Source organism: Polynucleobacter sp. 78F-HAINBA (assembly GCF_018882325.1).
In the GTDB taxonomy this organism is placed as follows: domain Bacteria; phylum Pseudomonadota; class Gammaproteobacteria; order Burkholderiales; family Burkholderiaceae; genus Polynucleobacter.
In genome coordinates this window covers 19,987-39,204 of the sequence record NZ_JACVOQ010000004.1, presented here as the reverse complement: position 1 = coordinate 39,204, position 19,218 = coordinate 19,987, and the positions used below count along the sequence as shown (strand labels likewise).

Sequence of the window (19,218 nt, the reverse complement as noted above, 5' to 3'; positions counted from 1 at the left end):
CCTATTCTTAAGTATATTTTCCAAGCCGTTGTTTCAAGTAGCATTTTTATAGTCACCATTTTATCAAGACATGACGCTAAGTGTTTGTAATCACTAGGAAATTTCCTAAAAAATTACCCAAAAACACTTGACCCTCTTATTGCGATCCTCTAAAGTGGGAGGAAGTGTGAAAAAGTGGGGTAAATGGTGTTTCAAGGTGCGTCAGCTCTCAATTTAGATGCAAAAGGCCGCATGTCTGTGCCGGCAAAGCATCGTGACGCCTTGTTAGTTCAAGGTGAGGGCCGAGTTACGCTCACAAAACACCCCGATGGATGCCTCTTGTTGTTCCCTCGACCTGAGTGGGAAACATTCCGATCACGTGTCGCGCAATTGCCGATGGATGCCCATTGGTGGCGCCGAATCTTCCTTGGTAATGCTGCAGAAGTAGATTTGGACAGCGCAGGAAGAATTTTGGTGAGCCCAGAGTTGCGATCAGCTGCCGGTATTGAAAAAGAAGTGATGCTACTCGGTATGGGTAGTCATCTGGAGTTGTGGGACGCCGCTACTTACGCTGCAAAAGAACAGGCTGCCATTGCACAAGGTATGCCTGAAGCCCTGAAGCAATTTAATTTTTGATGACAGGGTGCCATGAACATAACTCATCGCCCAGTATTACTGGCCGAGGCGGTGACGGCGCTGATCAGTGGCCCACGCATCACCTCTCCCGAAGCATCAAAAAATCTACTCTTGATCGATGGAACCTTTGGACGTGGCGGTCATACGCAAGCACTGCTTTCACAATTGCCTCCGAGCGCGCGAATGATTTCCTTCGACAAGGATTTAGATGCGATCGCAGTAGCAGAAAAAATCAACGATCCGCGTTTACGAATCGTGCACGACAGTTTTGCGCAGATGGATCAATACGCGGAGCCAGAATCAGTCGATGGCATTTTGTTAGATCTTGGCATCAGCTCTCCGCAGGTGGACGAAGCACATCGTGGATTTTCCTTTCGCAAGGATGGTCCGCTCGATATGCGTATGAATACGGATCATGGATTGACGGCAGCAGAGTGGTTGGAGCAAGCATCACAAGAGGACATCACACGCGTGATTAAGACTTATGGTGAGGAACGTTTTGCATTTCAGATCGCAAAAGCTATTGTGGCTAAGCGAGAAGAAGGCCTGTCGCCAAAAACAACTTTGCAATTAGCAAGCTTGGTTGCTAGCGTCGTTCGCACAAGAGAAGTTGGGCAAGACCCAGCTACGAGAACTTTTCAGGCCTTACGTATTTTTATTAATCGTGAGTTAGAAGATTTAGAGCTCGGATTAAAGGCCGCACTCAATTTATTAAAGCCAGGCGCGCGCTTAGCAGTCATTAGTTTTCATTCGCTAGAGGATCGCATTGTTAAGCAATTTCTGCAGTCACATGCGAAGGTTGAAGTGCCTCGCGGTTTGCCAGTTCGCGATCGAGATTTACCGCAAAGCGCCTTAGAAATTATTGGACGTGTTAAGCCAAGTGATGAAGAGGTTCGAGAGAATCCTCGTGCCCGTTCAGCCATCATGCGAGTTGCAGAAAAACGCGTGGGAGTGCCAGCTTGAACCGCGCTACGCTGACCTTACTTGTTTTGCTATTGGTTTGCGCCCTCTCTTTGGTTGCAGCACAGCAACGTGCGCGTAAATTATTTATCTCCTTAGAGCGCGCACAAATTGAAGAGCGCAAACTGAATCAGGATTGGTTGCGTCTAGAGTATGAGCAGCGCAACCTTTCTAAGTCTGCACGTATTCGTGATGTTGCTCGTAATCAGTTGCACATGGTTCCCATCTCTCCAGAGCGTACTTTGTACTTGAAGGAGGCTAGATGAGGCCAGTAGGTTTTTCAACTACGCCAAATTTAGTATTGCGTCTGCCAATGTGGCGGTCACGCCTGATGCTGTTCATGTTGTTCTTCGTCTTCATGTTGCTCTTAATTCGCGCATTCTGGATTCAGGGTCCGGGAAATGCTTTCTATGAAGCTAAAGGTGTACGTGGTACACAGCGTGAGTTGGAGTTGCCTGCTTCTCGTGGAAAAATATTGGATCGCAATGGCCAAGTGATTGCTACCAGCTTGGAAGCAAAGTCGGTGATCGCCTATAACGATACTGTGCCTGATGATTTGGCTGCAGATAAAGTGCAGAAATTAGCAAGTCTTTTACAGATTAGCGAAGTGGAATTACGTAAAAAATTAAGAGAAGAACGTAAACAGATTTTCTTGAAGCGCCAAGTAGACCCAGAAGTGGCGCAACAGATTAGGCAATTAGAAATTCCGGGCATTGGCTTGAATAATGAATATCGTCGCTTCTATCCCGAGGGTGAGGCGATGGCGCATGTCGTTGGTTTTACTAATGTGGAAGACCGTGGTCAAGAGGGTATGGAGCTCTCTCGGGAAAAAGAGTTGGCTGGACATCCAGGTGCTCGTCGAGTGGTTGTGGATCGTCTAGGTCGTGTTGTCGAAGATGTTGCGATTTTGCAGTTGCCACAAAATGGTAAAGATTTGCAACTCTCCATTGATAGCAAGATTCAGTTTCTGGCTTACAACGCCGTTAAAAATGCAGTCGAACAGCATCATGCGAGCGCTGGTGGTGCAGTCGTGTTGGATACCCAAACTGGCGAGATCTTGGCTTTAGCCAATTATCCAAGCTACAACCCGAACGATCGTAAGAAGCTGACGGGTGAGCAGTTGCGTAATCGCGTTTTAACTGACACCTTTGAGCCTGGCTCAACAATGAAGCCCTTAACTGTGGCGATTGCTTTAGAGAAGGGTGTGATCACCCCTAGTACCAATATGGCGATTGGCGCCAAATATTTGGTTGGCCCAAAGCCGATTACCGATACGCATCCATACGGCAACCTTACTGTTGCGCAAATTATTCAAAAATCGAGCAATATTGGTACGGCCAAAATTGCGATGAACAATTTATCCGCAGAAGAAATGTGGAATTTCTACACATCAGTTGGTTTGGGTCAGGCGCCGAAGATTGGCTTTCCTGGTGCTGTGGCTGGCACTGTGCATCCCTATAAAAAATGGATGCCAACAGATCAAGCACGGATCGCATTTGGTTATGGCATTTCAGGTTCACTTTTTCAGGTGGCGCGTGCTTATACGATCTTTGCGCGTGATGGTGAATTGGTGCCGCTCACGATTGAGCGTAGTCCAGAATTTAAGCCTGGTACACACGTCATTTCTGCTAAGACAGCTATTGAGATGCGCAGCATGATGGAGTCAGTAACAGAGCCAGGTGGTACCGCCATTAAAGCGCAAGCTGAAGGTTATCGAGTTGGTGGAAAAACAGGTACAGCCCATAAATTAGTAGGTAAGGGGTATGGCAATAAATACCGCGCTTACTTTGCAGGTTTGGCACCCATTAGTGCGCCACGCATTGTGGTGGCCGTCATGATTGATGAGCCGACTGGCGGCAGTCACTACGGTGGCGATGTTGCAGCGCCAGTGTTTTCTACTATCGTGAGTGAGACTCTGCGCACCTTGAATGTTTTGCCAGATAGCCCTTTAAAGCAGAAGGCAATGCAGGATCAAAGTCCTACACAAATACAGAGTGCCGCAGTCAAAACAAATACAGCGGTTTTGAAAAGATGATGGCAATGATCAATATCGAACCCCATCTCTTGATCTCTCATTTACGTGATCTCACATCCGCAGATGCAAAAGTAGCTGCTGATAGTCGTCAAATTCAACCTGGCGATATCTTTTTTGCATATCCTGTTGGTCATGGCACTGCCCTGCGCGATGGCCGCGATTACATTGCGACTGCCTTAGCAAATGGTGCAGCAGCAGTGGTATTTGATCCCGCAGATGGGGTTGCTAACGAATACTTAGACCGCCCAGAATGTTTTGCTGTTGATAATTTATCCAGCTTAGCTGGAGAACTCTGTGCAGAATGGTATGGCTACCCAAGTAAAAAGCTGAATGTTATCGGCGTTACCGGCACCAATGGCAAAACCAGTATTACGCAGTGGTTGGCGCAGGCATTAGATCAACCTAATCATCGTGCTGCAGTTTTGGGTACGTTGGGTACCGGTTTCCCAGGTGCATTGATCGAGACTGGTTACACCACCCCCGATGCGCCACGTTTACAGACTCAATTAAAAGAATTGTTTGATGCAGGTGCGCAGCAGTTAGCCATAGAGATTTCTTCTCATGCGCTCGATCAAGATCGCATTTCTGGTTTGGATGTGCGTACTGCGGTATTTACCAATTTGACTCAAGATCATTTGGATTACCACGGCACGATGGGTGAATACGCTGAGGCAAAAGCGAAGCTGTTCCAATTGCCTCAGCTTGAAAATGCCATCATCAATTTTGACGATGCATTTGGGCGCGAATTAGCAATGAAACTTCTCGCTGCAGACGGCCCTCAAGTGTGGGGCTACGCATTCAGCAGCAATGCATTTGCCGGATTTGAAAAATTTGGCGATCGTCTGAAACGTACCTATACAGAAAACACCCTGTTTACAGCTGCTGGCTATGAATCTCAATTTAACTGTGATGTTTCTGGTTCAGGCAATGTCCAGCTTGCAGTATTAGGCGAATTTAATTTAAGTAATTGTCTTGCTGTTTGGGCGGCTCTGTTGGCCCAAGGCTTGAGCCCGAGCGAAGCCTCTAAGCGCATGAGCAAGTTGACTGCTGTTCCAGGTCGGATGGAGTTGATTCACTTAAATAAAACCCAGAGAACTGAGGGGCCATTAATTGTTGTGGACTATGCACATACACCAGATGCCCTCACTAAAGCATTGAATGCATTGCGCCCCATTGCAAATCAACGTAACGGAAAAGTATGGTGTGTCTTCGGTTGCGGTGGTGATCGAGATTCCGGTAAGCGTCCACAAATGGGTCGCGCAGCGCAAGAGTTTGCCGATCATGTTGTGATTACAAGTGACAATCCCAGATCGGAAGATCCAGCTTCTATTATCGCCATGATTCAAGCTGGTATGTCGGATGATCTATCGAATGTACAGGCGCTGCCTGATAGAGCAGCGGCCATTATGGCTGCAGTACGACATGCCAATATCCAGGATATTGTTCTAGTGGCTGGCAAAGGGCATGAGTCTACTCAAGAGATCAATGGAAAGAAATTTGATTTTTCTGATCAAGAGCATATTCGTTTGGCTGCAGGGGGTAGCGTATGAGTTCGCCTATGACTACTCTCGCCCAAGTGCATGCCATGTTGCCAGGCAGTCAGTTGATTCATGCTGATGCAAAGTCTGCTGAAGGAATTTCTATTTCTCATGTTGGCAGCGATAGTCGTCAGATTCAATCTGGTGAATTATTTATTGCTTTGTCAGGCGATCGTTTCGATGCGCATGATTTCTTGGGTGATGTGGCAACAGCAGGTGCAAGTGCGGCACTTATTAGCCATAAAGAAAAATGCCCTGCAAACTTGCCAGCAGTATCTGTCCAAGACGTTAAACAGGGTTTGGGTGAGCTGGCAAAGGCATGGCGTGCACAGTTTTCTATTCCAGTGGCTTTGGTAACGGGATCTAATGGCAAGACCACTGTAAAAGAGATGATTGCTTCAATCTTCAAGGCGGCTGCTGGTGAAGAGTGCACTCTGGTCACTAAAGGTAACTTCAATAATGATATTGGCCTACCCTTAACCTTGCTACGTATGCGATCAACCGATCGCTTAGCAGTGATTGAGTTAGGGATGAATCATCCTGGCGAAACGGCGGAGTTAGCCCTGATTGCGCAAGCCAATATTGCGTTAATCAACAACGCACAGCGTGAACATCAAGAATTTATGGCGACTGTAGAAGCAGTTGCAAAAGAGCATGCAACTGCTTTGAGCGCACTTCCTGCGGACGGTGTTGCAGTATTTCCATCGGACTCTGAATTCTCTGCAGTTTGGTATCAAGCTGCCGCAGGACGTAAGGTAATTGACTTTGCTTTATCTGCGGACTCGGCATTAGTCAAAGCTTCTGTAGCTGGAAAGTTATTAGTTAGCGGAAAAATTGAGATTTCAACTGAACTTGGCAGAGTTGAGGTTCGGCTCAATACCTTAGGAAACCACAATGTGCGTAATGCTCTAGCGGCTAGCGCAGTTGCTTTAGGTGCTGGATTAAATTTGGAGCAAATTAAGTCCGGTCTGGAATCTTTTGTTCCGGTAAATGGACGTATGCAATCAAAGCCTTTAAATGCGAGTCGTACCTTGATTGACGATAGTTACAACGCGAACCCTGATTCTGTAAGGGCTGCTATTGATGCGCTTAAACAGTCTGGTAATGCTTCTTGGTTGGTATTGGGTGATATGGGCGAAGTAGGTGATCAAGGTCCTGCGTTCCATCAGGAAGTTGGAGCCTATGCTGCCGAGCAGGGAATTATTAAGTTGTTTGCGCTCGGAGAGCAGTGCAAATTTGCGGTGCAGGGCTTTAATGATTCAGGAAAGACTCGGCCTGCTAGCAGTGCTACTCACTTCACCACACTAGATCAGTTGCTTGAAGAGCTTAATGTGGCGCTCGCAGATCAAGAGTCAGGCAAGCAGTTGCACTTAGATATTTTGGTTAAGGGATCTCGTTTTATGCGTATGGAGCGTGTAGTACAGGCCTTATTAGAGGAGGCTAAAACATGCTCTTGATATTGGCGCAATGGTTGCAGGACGATTTTGGATTCTTCCGAGTCTTTAACTACATCACTTTTAGAGCGGTAATGGCAACAGTGACTGCTTTGCTGATTGGCTTGGCGGCTGGTCCATGGGTTATTCGTAAATTGACTGCATTGAAGATGGGTCAAGCAGTTCGTACGGATGGCCCACAAACCCATTTAGTGAAATCAGGCACCCCAACAATGGGTGGTGTATTGATTCTTTTGGGTATTTTTATCTCCTGTATGTTGTGGGCTGATTTGAGCAATCGCTTTATTTGGATTGTGATGATTGTGACTTTTGGATTTGGTTTGGTGGGTTGGGTTGATGATTACCGCAAAGTAGCGCGCAAAGATCCCAAAGGAATGGCCTCACGAGAAAAATTCTTTTGGCAGACTTTGATTGGATTATTTGCCGCTATTTATTTAGCCTTCTCCGTATCTGAAGTAAATAACCTCAAAGTCTTGCAATTATTCTTTGAGTGGCTCAAAAGCGGATTTGCCTTGGATCTGCCAGCAAAATCAAACTTGCTGATTCCTTTTATGAAGGAAATTAGCTACCCGTTAGGTGTAATGGGCTTCATCATTTTGAGTTACTTAGTCATTGTTGGCAGTAGTAATGCTGTGAACTTAACTGATGGTCTTGATGGCTTAGTCATCATGCCGGTGATATTAGTTGGTGCCGCTCTAGGCGCTTTTGCTTATGTGATGGGTAATGCAATTTACGCAAAGTATTTGTTGTTCCCATACATTCCTGGCGCAGGTGAGCTCATGATCTTCTGTGGTGCTATGGGAGGTGCGGGATTGGCGTTCCTTTGGTACAACACACATCCTGCTCAAGTATTTATGGGTGACGTTGGTGCGCTTGCATTGGGTGGCGCACTCGGTACTATTGCCGTGATTGTTCGTCAGGAAATTGTGCTCTTTGTCATGGGCGGAATCTTTGTGGCAGAAACACTGTCAGTGATGTTGCAAGTCTTTTGGTTCAAATTTACCAAGAAGCGTTTTGGTGAGGGCCGTCGTATTTTTAGGATGGCACCACTTCATCACCATTTCGAATTAGGTGGCTGGCGCGAAACACAGGTAGTTGTTCGCTTCTGGATCATCACCATTTTATTAGTCCTCATTGGCCTCTCCAGCCTGAAATTACGGTAAGCCAAAGAATATGCATAACTTAGATCAAGCCTTCGCCAACCCAACCCTCATCACAGACGAGGGCTATCAAGCGCCTCAACATTTCTTAATCTTAGGGTTGGGGGAGTCTGGCTATGCAATGGCTAAGTGGTGTTTGCGGAACGCTGCAAAAGTTAGCTTGGCAGATACGCGTGATCGCGAAAAGCTAAATGAGCGACAAAAAGCCTGGTTGGCTGATCTCGAATTTGCAGGGCTTAAAGAAAGTTATTTTGGCCCCCTAGATGAGCTGAATTTAAAGAATATTGATGTCATCGGAATTAGTCCTGGCTTATCCCCACTTCAAGAACCAACAGCGTCATTCTTGGTTAAGGCGCAAGAATCTAATATTGATATCTGGGGAGAGTTGGAATTCTTTGCCAGAGCTATTGCTGCATTAGATCGCATGGCTCAGGTCGCAGCGTCTCAATACAAGCCAGCCTTATTAGCAATCACCGGAACAAATGGCAAGACAACCACGACTGCGCTGACAGGACAGTTGTGTGAGCGTGCTGGTAAGAGAGTTGCTGTTGCTGGGAATATCAGCCCAGCAGCTTTAGATAAGCTGATGTCTTGCCTGGATGAGTCTGATCAAGTTGTAGATATGCCTGAGATTTGGGTGTTAGAGCTCTCCAGCTTCCAATTGGTTTATACAAGTACCTTTAATGCAACAGCAGCAACTGTATTAAATATTACGCAAGATCACTTAGATTGGCACGGTGATATGCAGGCCTATGTTGATGCAAAAGCGAATATTTTTGGGCAAGACACTATCTGCATTCTGAATCGTGATGATTCACTAGTAATGAGCTTGCTGACTGACGAGCAAAAAGCAAATAAATCCGTTATTACTTTTGGCGCAGGCCGACCCGATGAGCAGGGTGCCTTTGGTATTGAGCATGATCTACGTGCCGGTGGAATTGATTGGCTAGTTTGGGCTGAGGTAGATGAAGATCTTGAGCCTCAGCCTAAGCGTCGTCGTAAAGCAGCCACTGTAGAGGAAGAGCCGTTAAGACTAAAGCGTTTAATCCCGGCTGATGCTTTACGCATTCGTGGTCGCCACAATGCTTTAAATGCATTAGCTTCGTTAGCCTTGGCACGCGCAGCTGGTTTGCCAATGAATATGCTCCTACATGGTTTGCGTGACTACCATGGCGAGCCGCATCGCGTTCAAAGTGTTTCGATTGTGTCGAATGTTGAGTACGTTGATGACAGCAAAGGTACTAATGTAGGTGCAACTGTAGCTGCGCTCAATGGTTTAAGTGCAAATGAGTCTGGCAAGCGGATCTGGTTGATTGCTGGTGGTGAAGGCAAGGGTCAGGACTTTAGTCCTTTGCGTGATCCTGCACTTCGTTTTGTAAAAGGTGTTTTCCTGATTGGTAAGGATGCGCCAATTATTGCCGAGGCTTTGGCTGACTCAGTGCCCTGCGTGATGAGTGAGACCCTCCAAAACGCAGTGGCAGAAGCCGCAAAACAAGCTCAGTCTGGTGACATCGTTTTACTCTCACCAGCTTGCGCTAGCTTTGATCAGTTCAGCGATTACGTAGCACGAGCTGAAGCATTCGTTGCTGAAGTTCAAGAATTGGGAATGCAATTTGAAGGAGTCCATGCATGAGTTTGAAGGAAAAACTTTTTCCTGAGAATCGTTTGGGCCTTGGCCGCTTCTGGAATTTCTCCAGAGGCGGGATAGATAATTTCCGCAGTGGCTTGAGAGATGCGGTATCTGGTGTTGAGCAAACTCGCTCACGCATGATGGACTATGACCAGTTGTTAGTTTGGGCGGTACTGTCTTTGGCTTTGATCGGTTTGGTCATGGTCTATTCCGCATCCATTACTTTGGCTGATGGTCCTAAGTACGCAAATTACAGTAGCAACTTCTTCCTAATTCGACATTGCATTTCGTTGGCAATTGCCATCGGTGTTGGTATTTGGGCATTCAAGATTCCAACAAAAGTTTGGGATCGTTATTCACCGGTCATTTTTGGCTTTACGGTTTTACTCTTGATTGCTGTTCTCATCCCTGGCGTGGGTAAGGGTGTAAACGGTGCGAAGCGTTGGATTCCATTGGGTCTGATGAACTTCCAGCCATCTGAATTAATGAAATTTGCTGCAGTGATTTTTGCCGCAAGCTACACAGTCCAGCGTCAAGAGTATCTCCACTCATTTGTTAAGGGCATGTTGCCCATGGGTATCGCTGTTGCCTTAGTTGGCGGTCTACTGATGGCTGAACCTGACATGGGTGCATTCGTGGTGGTAGCTTTAATTGCTTTTGGAATTTTGTTCTTAGGCGGCATTAACGCTAAGTTGTTTGGCGGCTTGATCTTGGTTGGCTTGATGAGCGGTGCCACGATGATTGCCCTTTCTCCATTCCGTCGCGGTCGCATGCTGGCGTTTATGGATCCGTGGCAAGTCGACAATGCAGCAAATAAAGGTTATCAATTAACTCATTCACTCATGGCATTCGGCCGTGGCGAATGGTTTGGTTTGGGTCTTGGCGGTAGTGTTGAAAAATTGCATTACCTTCCGGAAGCGCATACCGATTTCATCATGGCTGTGATTGGTGAAGAGCTTGGATTCGTTGGCGTAGTGGTGATGATCTTCTTGTTCTATTGGATCGTACGTCGTGCATTCCTGATTGGCCGCACAGCTTTGCAATTAGATCGTAGTTTTGCTGGCCTTGCTGCAAAAGGTGTTGCGATATGGATTGGTTGGCAGGCATTTATCAATATGGGCGTGAATTTAGGCTTACTTCCTACTAAAGGCTTGACTCTTCCCTTAGTAAGTTATGGTGGCTCAGGAATTTTGATGAATGCAGTTGCAGTAGCAATGCTTCTGCGTATTGATTATGAGAACCGAATCTTGATGCGAGGTGGCAAGCTATGACCAAGCCATCCATCTTGATTATGGCCGGCGGTACTGGGGGGCATATTTTCCCAGGCCTCGCTGTTGCCGAATATCTACGCATCTGTGGCTGGAAAGTTTTTTGGCTTGGTAATCAAAGTGGCATGGAATATCGCCTGGTAAAAGCATGTGACTTCCCATTTGAGGCAGTTGAGTTTGGCGGCTTACGTGGCAAAGGCATCAAAGCAAAATTGATGTTGCCATTCAATCTTGCAAGAGCGAGCTTTCAGAGTCTGAAGATCATGCGCCGTATTAAGCCAAATGTCGTTTTAGGTATGGGCGGGTACATTACATTTCCCGGCGGCTTGATGACGAAGTTTTTGAAGAAGCCATTGGTTCTGCATGAGGCTAATTCTGTGGCGGGAAGCGCTAATCGTGCCCTAGCCAAAATTGCTATGCGTACATTGACTGGCTTCCCAGATACGATGGCCCATGCTGAATGGGTTGGCAATCCAATTCGTGAAGAGTTTGAAGCTGTGGGCGCGCCAGCAAAACGATATGAAGCGCGCACTGGACCTTTGTCGATATTGGTAGTTGGTGGCAGCTTAGGTGCGGCTGCTTTAAATGAAGCAATTCCAGCGGCCCTGGCATTGATGGATAAAAACGCACGTCCACATGTGATTCATCAAGCAGGCGATAAACATCTCGCAGATTTACAGCAGCGTTATGCCGACTTAGGTGTTATTGCAGATATTCGTCCTTTCATTGACGACATGCCAAGCGCCTATGCACAGGCAGATCTCGTTATCTGCCGTTCTGGCGCGATGACTGTTTCAGAAATCGCAGCTTGCGGTGTTGCATCCTGCTTGATCCCATTCCCCTATGCGATTGATGATCATCAGACTGCGAATGCGCGCTTCTTGTCGGATTCAGACGCAGCAATTCTGCTACCACAACAAGATCTCAATCCACAGGATCTCGCATCCATGATTCAAAACTTTAGCCGCCAAGATTTACAGGTGATGGCTGAGCGTGCCCATGCTTTAGCTAAGCCCCATGCAACTCAGCGGGTAGCTGAGGTATGTGCAGACTGTGCAGGAGTTGGTATATGAAACATATCGTTCAGCAAATACATTTTGTTGGCATTGGCGGCGCAGGCATGAGCGGTATTGCTGAAGTGCTCCTGAATCTGGGTTATCAAGTATCCGGATCCGACTTAGCGGAAGGCGCTGCTACTAAGCGCTTAAAGGATTTGGGTGCGGTCATTCAAATTGGGCATGACCCTAAAAATATTGGCACCGCAGAAGCGGTAGTGATTTCTACTGCAGTTGCAGGAAGCAATCCTGAGGTACTGGCTGCTCGCGCAGCTAAGGTGCCTGTGATTCAACGTGCTGTCATGCTCGGCGAACTCATGCGTTTGAAGCAGGGTATTGCGATTGCAGGCACTCATGGCAAAACAACAACAACTAGTTTGGTTGCCTCAGTCTTGGCCGAAGGTGGTTTAGATCCAACCTTTGTGATTGGTGGCAAGTTAAATTCCGCAGGTGCTAATGCGCGCTTAGGCCAGGGTGACTTTATTGTGGTTGAAGCGGATGAGTCTGACGCCTCTTTCCTCCAATTATTTCCAGCGATGGAAGTGGTCACCAATATCGATGCTGATCACATGGATACCTATCAGCACGACATGGCAAGGTTGAAGCAAGCATTTGTCCAATTTATTCAGCGTATGCCTTTTTATGGCGTTGCAGTGCTTTGTATTGATGATGCGAATGTTCGCGACATTATTCCGTTTGTATCTCAACCGGTATTGCGCTACGGCTTATCTGAAGATGCAGATATTCGTGCAAGTAATGTGCGCGCTGAAGGTACTCGCATGCACTTTACGGTTGATCGTAAAACTGTACGCCGTCATGGCAATAAGCCAGGTCGACTTGAAGTGCAATTAAATTTACCGGGCTTACATAATGTACGTAATGCCTTGGCGGCGATTGGTATTGCGACAGAGCTTGGAGTAGGTGATGAAGCTATTGTGAAGGCTTTATCTGAATTTAGTGGTGTTGGTCGCCGCTTTCAAAGATATGGAGAAATTCCTTTGTCATCTGGTGGAAGTTTCACATTGATAGATGACTACGGACATCATCCTGTTGAAATGGCGGCTACTTTATCTGCAGCACGCGGAGCTTATCCTGATCGACGCTTGGTATTGGCATTCCAACCCCATCGTTTTACAAGAACGCGTGATTGTTTTGGTGAGTTTGTACAAGTGCTGAAAAACTTTGATGCCCTAGTATTAACCGAGGTATATCCCGCTGGCGAAGCGAAGATTCCAGGCGCTGATGGTCAGAGCCTCATGAAAGCAGCGCTGACAACTGATAAAGCTTTAAAGACATCTTTGGATAGCGCAGCCGTGGCCTTTGCCCCAAGTGTTGCTGAGATGCCAGAAAAGCTCGGCACCATATTGCGTGATGGTGATGTCTTAATCACGATGGGTGCAGGCTCTATCTCTGGCTTGCCTCATGTATTGGCGGAGGCAAAACATGTCTAAGCAAAATCAACAATTGCTTTCTTGGGGTGAGCGAGTGAAGCAAGAGCTCGCAAATCTAGATGTCAAATCACTTGGTCGGGTCGGTGTATTGCTTGGCGGTCGTTCTGGCGAGCGTGAGATTTCCTTGATGTCGGGTAATGGCGTATTAGAAGCGCTACTCTCTAAAGGGGTGGATGCGCATCCATTTGATCCAGGATTACGTTGCCCAACTGAATTGGCAAATGAAAAATTTGACCGTATCTTTATTTCCTTGCATGGACGCTACGGTGAAGATGGCACGATCCAAGGATTGCTTGAGCTTTTAGGTTTGCCTTATACCGGTAGCGGTGTACTGGCATCTGCACTAGCGATCGACAAAATTGCTACTAAGCTTGTCTGGCTCAGTAGCGGTCTTTCAACTCCAGAGTTTCAGGAGCTAAAAGCTGATAGTGATTGGAATGCAGTGGTGAAGCACTTAGGTTTGCCATTGATTGTCAAGCCAGCGCATGAAGGCTCTTCACTTGGTCTTACTAAAGTGAAATCCGTCGAAGAGTTGCCTGCTGCATATAAGTTAGCTGCAGGGATGGATAAAAAGGTGATTGCTGAAACTTGTATTGTTGGTGATGAGTTAACTTGCCCATTGGTTGGATTTGGAGAAAATGCCGAGGCATTGCCTGTAATCAAAATCATTCCACCAGAAGCCAATTACGATTTCCATAATAAGTATTTCTCTGATGAGACTAAATACTTGTGCCCAACTGGCTTAGCGCCAGAAGTAAATAAAGCGGTTCAAGATTTAGCTTTAGCTGCTTATCGCACCCTTGGCTGTAAAACCTGGGGGCGTGCTGATGTGATGTTGGATCAAAAAACTGGCAAACCCTATCTCTTGGAGATGAATACATCTCCAGGTATGACTTCGCATTCTTTAGTTCCAATGGCCGCCAAAGCAGCCGGTGTTGAATATGCTGAATTAGTTCTCTGGGTCATTAGCCAAACCTTAAATACCAAGGGGGCTGCGCAAGCATGAGTCGGATGAGCGCCTTCTTAAATGGCTTTGGTGAAGTATTTGCTTCACTGGCGTCTCCGCTTTGGAATCATCCCGAGCGGATGCAAAAGCTGAGCCGTTTCTTGATGCGCTGTTTCGCGGTCATGGTTTGTGTTGGAATTTTAGTGTGGTTAAGCCAAAGACCCGTCTTTGCATTGCGCCAAATAGTGATTGAGCCAGTTGCTGGACAAACGCTGAAGCATATAAATAAGCCTGTAGTGAAGCAACAAGTCTTAGAGACGGTTCAAGGAAACTTCTTTAGCGTGAGATTGGAAGATGTGAAGCGTGGTTTCGAGTCTATGCCATGGGTGCGTCATGCAAATGTTCGCAGAGTCTGGCCTAACGGATTAATTGTAAGCATTGAAGAGCAAAAACCATTTGGTACTTGGGGTGGAGCTGATAGCCATACCTTAATGAATACCCATGGTGAACTATTTGCTGGCCGTGTTTCTGATGTAGGAGATGGAATTCAGTTGATTGATTTTTCTGGTCCAGAAGATGCAAGCAAAGAAGTGATGCGCTTGTATGAAAAAGCGAACGCCTGGTTTAAGCCTTGGAGTGCGGAAGTAAAAAGCTTAACCCTCTCTGAGCGCTATGCCTGGCATGTGAAGTTATCAAACGGAATGAAGGTGGAGTTCGGTAGGGATGAAGAGAACTCTGACAAAACATTAACCGAGGATCGTGTAGCGCGCCTCTTTAAGTATTGGCCGCAAGTTCAAGAGAGGTGGGCTAATCGCGTAGACGCAATTGATTTGCGCTATGCAAATGGTTTTGCAGTACATCTTGCTTCGGCAAGCTTGAAAAAGAATGAAGCAGATGGCAAGAAAAGTGAGCAGAAGCAATGAGGAATGAGAATGAGTAAAGACAACCGCGATTTATTGGTCGGATTAGATATTGGGACCTCCAAGGTGGTTGCTTTGGTTGCTGAGTTAGCGCCGGATGGCCAATTTAATGTGGTTGGCGTTGGCCAAACTGCATCCAAGGGTTTGAAGAAGGGTGTAGTTGTCAATATTGAGGCTACCGTCCAATCCATTCAAAAGGCGCTAGAAGAAGCTGAGGTCATGGCGGATCGCCAGATCGTACAAGTCTTTACCGGTATCGCTGGAAATCACATTGTGAGCTTTAACTCCAGCGGTATGGTGGCCATTCGCGATAAAGAGGTTAGCGCCGGAGATGTCGAGCGCGTCTTGGAAACTGCTAAGGCAATCAATATCCCTACAGATCAACAAATCCTTCACATCCTTGTTCAAGAATTCATTATTGATGGACAAGAAGATGTGCGTGAGCCAATTGGTATGAGCGGTTTACGCCTAGAAGTAAAAGTGCACATTGTTACGGGTGCTGTTAGTGCTGCGCAAAATATTGTGAAGTGTGTGCGTCGCTGTGGCTTGGAAGTAAATGATCTTATCTTACAGCCGTTAGCATCTAGCTTGGCCGTGCTAACAGAAGATGAAAAAGAGCTGGGCGTTGTCTTGGTTGATATTGGTGGTGGCACAACCGATATCGCTATCTATTGCCAGGGCTCCATTCGACATACTGCTGTGATTCCAATTGCAGGCGATCAAATTACCAATGACATTGCGATGGCATTGCGTACACCGACGATTGATGCGGAAGATCTCAAGATTCAATATGGAATTGCTCGCCAAGATATGGCGGATCCAACCACCATGATTGATGTGCCCGGTGTTGGTGATCGCGAACCACGCCCAATGTCTAAGCAAGCCTTAGCAGCTGTTATTGAGCCACGTGTAGAGGAGCTATTTACCTTGGTGCGTGGCGTAGTTCGAGATTCAGGTTACGAAGATATGGTGTCTTCAGGAATCGTGCTGACTGGTGGAACTTCTTTAATGCCGGGCATGGTTGAGCTTGCTGAGCAAGTGTTCTTGCGTCCGGCACGTATCGGTACTCCTGAGTACCGTGGCCATTTACATGAAGTTTTGCGTAGCCCTCGTTTTGCTACCAGTATCGGTTTATTAATGGAAGGTCAGGCGCAGCTGTTGCGTGGCCGTCGAGTATCTCAGTCAGGCGCGTTGCAAAGTGTGATTTCGCGCATGAAGGAATGGTTCGCAGGAAATTTTTAAGTTTTTCGTCGTCGTCAATGTAGTACTTATTACCTAGGAGGGTATATGGAATTTGAAATGTTAGATCAAGAAACAGCCGGCAAAACCATTATTAAAGTGGTTGGAGTTGGTGGTGCAGGTGGTAATGCAGTTCAGCACATGATTCGTCGCGGTGTTAACGGCGTAGAGTTTATTTGCATGAACACCGATGCTGGCGCTTTACAGCGATCTGAGGCATCTGTGAATTTGCAACTAGGCTCTAGCGGACTTGGTGCTGGCGCAAAACCTGAAATTGGTGCAGCTTCTGCTGAAGAAGCTCGCGCACGTATTGCGGATACATTGCAAGGTGCGCATATGGTATTCATCACAGCTGGTATGGGTGGTGGTACAGGTACTGGTGCGGCACCAATCGTTGCTCAAGTTGCTAAAGAAATGGGTATTTTGACTGTGGGCGTTATCAGCAAGCCATTTGACTTTGAGGGCGTGAAGCGTCTGAAAGTTGCTGAAAACGGAGCTTCCGAGTTGGAGTCCTATGTAGATTCATTAATCGTAGTTCTCAACGAGAAACTATTCGAAGTGATGGGCGAAGATGCTGAGTTTGATAAGGCATTCGCGTGCGCAGATGATGTATTGCATAACGCTGTTTCAGGTATCGCAGAAATCATTAACGTACAAGGTTTGATCAACGTCGACTTTGAGGACGTAAAAACAGTGATGGGCGAACAAGGCAAGGCGATGATGGGAACTGCAACAGTTTCTGGCATGGATCGTGCGCGCTTAGCTGCTGAAGCTGCAGTTGCCTCACCATTGCTCGAAGGTGTTGATTTGTCTGGTGCGCGTGGCGTATTGGTAAATATCACTGCTAGCCGTTCATTGAAGTTGTCTGAGACTCGTGAAGTGATGGCGGCGATTCGTGGCTATGCTGCAGATGATGCTACTGTGATCTTCGGTACCGTATATGACGAGAGCTTAGGTGATGCCTTGCGCGTTACTGTGGTGGCTACTGGCTTGAATAATCCACAAGCGCGTCAACATCATCAACCAGAAGTAGTTTGGAGACAAGCTACTGGTACACATGATGCGATGCCAACAATGGCTGACTTGAATAGCTTTGCTCCAGCAAGCGCTTCAGCAGCAATGAGCAAGGTAAGTCTTGATTCAGCTTTGAGCACTAGCGCTGGTTTGGCAATGACAGGTACTGGTAGTGCGCCTTCGATGGCTGCTCAACCGGCAGCTAGTGGTGTTGATTACAGCCAATATGATTTGCCACGTGTATTCCGTAGTTCGCGTGAAGCTACACCAGCTCCTACATTAGGCGCTGATAGCTCACCACAGGCAAAAACCATGCTGGATAAAGGGGCTGATTACTACGAAATCCCAGCTTTTTTACGTAAGCAAGCAGACTAAACCACTGCTCAATACAATATGTAGTTGCAGAATGCCAGCGCGGCGCCCCTCCGGACGACGAATCCCGCGCTAGCGTTGGCATACTCATGACAACTATTTCATTGGAGATCTTATGATCGCAGTCGGACAAAAATTACCAAACGCTACTCTTTATGAGTTTTTAGATGAAGCTAGCGAAGGTTGCGCTATTGGCCCAAACGCATTCGAAGTTGAAAAACTCACTGCCGGCAAAAAGATCGTGATCTTTGCTTTGCCTGGTGCATTTACACCGACCTGTTCAGCAAAGCACGTTCCTAGCTATGTTGAGCACTTTGACGCAATCAAAGCAAAAGGCGTTGATGAAATTTGGTGTATTTCAGTTAATGATCCATTTGTAATGGGTGCTTGGGGTCGTGATCAAAAAGTTGGTAAAAAGATCCGTATGCTGGGCGATGGTAGCGCTGAATTCACTAAAAAACTTGGCCTTGAATTAGATTTGACTGCGCGTGGTTTGGGTGTTCGTTCAGATCGTTATGCCATGATTGTTGAAGACGGCGTAGTAACAACTTTAGATCGTGAAGCACCTGGTAAGTTTGAAGTGAGCGACGCTGCTTCAATTTTGAAGAAGCTGTAAGAAATCATTCCTGAATTTAGATAAAACGATGATGAAGCAACGCACAATCGCCACCCCGATTAAAACCGTGGGGATTGGCTTGCACTCTGGGCGCAAGGTGACTTTGTCTATTAAGCCTGCGCCGATAAATTCAGGAATCTTATTTGTACGTGTAGACACCCCAGAGCAATCGGTTGTACCCGCCACTGCTCTGGCGGTTTGCGATACTCGCCTGGCCTCAGTGATTCAAAAAGATGGAGTACGTGTTTCCACGGTGGAGCACTTGCTTTCAGCTTGTGCGGGCCTAGGGCTTGATAATTTATTGATTGAGCTTGATGGGGAAGAAGTTCCCATCATGGATGGCAGTGCAGCTTCATTCTTGTTCCTAATGGAATCAGCTGGCATTGCAGAACAAGAGGCGCCACGTCAATTTGTTGTGATTAAAAAACCGATTGAAGTGAGAGAGGGTGACAAGCTCGCACGTCTAGAACCTTTCTTTGGATATAAGTTGGATTTCACAATCGACTTTAAGCATCCGGCAGTAGACAAGACTGGTCAGCGCTTTATAGTGGATTTTGCAGAACACGCATATCGAAGTGAGATTGGCCGTGCGCGCACTTTTGGCTTTGCACATGAAGTGGAAGCTTTGCGAGAAATGGGATTGGCGCGTGGCGGAAGTTTAGATAATGCGATCGTGCTTGATGAGCATCGCATTCTGAATAACGAAGAGTTACGTTATGAAGATGAGTTTGTTCGTCACAAAATTTTGGACGCTATCGGCGATCTGTATTTAGTTGGGCATCCCATTGTTGGCTCCTATGTCGCTGAAAAATCAGGACATGCCCTCAATAACGCGCTCTTGCGTAAGCTTTTAGAAGACCCCAGTTCTTACGAAGTCAGCAGTTTTCCAGAAAATAAGGCTCCCGCTGCCTATTCCAAAGAGAGTCAACCCCTCTTTTTCTAGGT

At 46.8% G+C, this 19,218-nt stretch carries 17 protein-coding genes; all 17 read left to right on the top strand.

Annotation, left to right across the window (positions count from 1 at the left end; translation table 11 throughout):
* Positions 1-186 precede the first annotated feature (186 nt).
* The 17 genes from mraZ (at position 187) to lpxC (ending at position 19,216) form a co-directional block, all read left to right on the top strand.
* Positions 187-615 (top strand): division/cell wall cluster transcriptional repressor MraZ, encoded by a 429-nt coding sequence (gene mraZ / locus ICN11_RS05245; RefSeq protein WP_216179526.1) that lies wholly within the window; start codon positions 187-189, stop codon positions 613-615.
* A gap of 12 nt (positions 616-627) precedes the next feature.
* Positions 628-1,578 (top strand): 16S rRNA (cytosine(1402)-N(4))-methyltransferase RsmH, encoded by a 951-nt coding sequence (gene rsmH, locus ICN11_RS05240; RefSeq protein ID WP_216229477.1) that lies wholly within the window; start codon positions 628-630, stop codon positions 1,576-1,578.
* Positions 1,575-1,841, top strand: coding sequence for a cell division protein FtsL (gene ftsL / locus ICN11_RS05235; protein WP_088527827.1), 267 nt, complete (start codon positions 1,575-1,577; stop codon positions 1,839-1,841). Before rsmH ends, ftsL begins: the two co-directional genes overlap by 4 nt.
* A complete protein-coding gene (locus ICN11_RS05230; RefSeq protein ID WP_216229476.1) occupies positions 1,838-3,610 on the top strand; it encodes a penicillin-binding protein 2 in 1,773 nt (590 codons plus the stop codon). Before ftsL ends, ICN11_RS05230 begins: the two co-directional genes overlap by 4 nt.
* Positions 3,607-5,160 (top strand): UDP-N-acetylmuramoyl-L-alanyl-D-glutamate--2,6-diaminopimelate ligase, encoded by a 1,554-nt coding sequence (locus ICN11_RS05225; RefSeq protein ID WP_216229475.1) that lies wholly within the window; start codon positions 3,607-3,609, stop codon positions 5,158-5,160. The genes ICN11_RS05230 and ICN11_RS05225 overlap by 4 nt, the downstream gene beginning before the upstream one ends.
* Before the next feature lie 8 nt (positions 5,161-5,168).
* Entirely contained in the window at positions 5,169-6,605 is a 1,437-nt protein-coding gene (murF, locus tag ICN11_RS05220) for a UDP-N-acetylmuramoyl-tripeptide--D-alanyl-D-alanine ligase (protein WP_216229474.1), read from the top strand.
* Positions 6,596-7,765 carry a phospho-N-acetylmuramoyl-pentapeptide-transferase gene (gene mraY, locus ICN11_RS05215; RefSeq protein ID WP_216225799.1) on the top strand — a complete coding sequence of 390 codons (1,170 nt, stop codon included), beginning with the start codon at positions 6,596-6,598 and terminating at the stop codon, positions 7,763-7,765. Before murF ends, mraY begins: the two co-directional genes overlap by 10 nt.
* A gap of 10 nt (positions 7,766-7,775) precedes the next feature.
* A complete protein-coding gene (gene murD / locus ICN11_RS05210) occupies positions 7,776-9,395 on the top strand; it encodes a UDP-N-acetylmuramoyl-L-alanine--D-glutamate ligase (protein ID WP_216229473.1) in 1,620 nt (539 codons plus the stop codon).
* A complete protein-coding gene (gene ftsW / locus ICN11_RS05205; protein WP_216229472.1) occupies positions 9,392-10,663 on the top strand; it encodes a putative lipid II flippase FtsW in 1,272 nt (423 codons plus the stop codon). The genes murD and ftsW overlap by 4 nt, the downstream gene beginning before the upstream one ends.
* Positions 10,660-11,733 (top strand): undecaprenyldiphospho-muramoylpentapeptide beta-N-acetylglucosaminyltransferase, encoded by a 1,074-nt coding sequence (gene murG / locus ICN11_RS05200; RefSeq protein ID WP_216229471.1) that lies wholly within the window; start codon positions 10,660-10,662, stop codon positions 11,731-11,733. The genes ftsW and murG overlap by 4 nt, the downstream gene beginning before the upstream one ends.
* Positions 11,730-13,166 (top strand): UDP-N-acetylmuramate--L-alanine ligase, encoded by a 1,437-nt coding sequence (gene murC / locus ICN11_RS05195; protein ID WP_216229470.1) that lies wholly within the window; start codon positions 11,730-11,732, stop codon positions 13,164-13,166. Before murG ends, murC begins: the two co-directional genes overlap by 4 nt.
* Positions 13,159-14,172, top strand: coding sequence for a D-alanine--D-alanine ligase (locus ICN11_RS05190; protein WP_216229469.1), 1,014 nt, complete (start codon positions 13,159-13,161; stop codon positions 14,170-14,172). The genes murC and ICN11_RS05190 overlap by 8 nt, the downstream gene beginning before the upstream one ends.
* A complete protein-coding gene (locus tag ICN11_RS05185; protein WP_255539894.1) occupies positions 14,169-15,035 on the top strand; it encodes a cell division protein FtsQ/DivIB in 867 nt (288 codons plus the stop codon). The genes ICN11_RS05190 and ICN11_RS05185 overlap by 4 nt, the downstream gene beginning before the upstream one ends.
* Positions 15,036-15,044: 9 nt before the next feature.
* Positions 15,045-16,274, top strand: a complete 1,230-nt coding sequence (ftsA, locus tag ICN11_RS05180; RefSeq protein WP_173959480.1) for a cell division protein FtsA — start codon at positions 15,045-15,047, stop codon at positions 16,272-16,274.
* A gap of 45 nt (positions 16,275-16,319) precedes the next feature.
* Positions 16,320-17,660, top strand: coding sequence for a cell division protein FtsZ (gene ftsZ / locus ICN11_RS05175; protein ID WP_216229468.1), 1,341 nt, complete (start codon positions 16,320-16,322; stop codon positions 17,658-17,660).
* A gap of 112 nt (positions 17,661-17,772) precedes the next feature.
* Positions 17,773-18,273, top strand: a complete 501-nt coding sequence (locus ICN11_RS05170) for a peroxiredoxin (RefSeq protein WP_215376659.1) — start codon at positions 17,773-17,775, stop codon at positions 18,271-18,273.
* 28 nt (positions 18,274-18,301) lie between these two features.
* A complete protein-coding gene (gene lpxC, locus ICN11_RS05165; RefSeq protein WP_216229467.1) occupies positions 18,302-19,216 on the top strand; it encodes a UDP-3-O-acyl-N-acetylglucosamine deacetylase in 915 nt (304 codons plus the stop codon).
* The last annotated feature ends 2 nt before the right edge of the window (positions 19,217-19,218 follow it).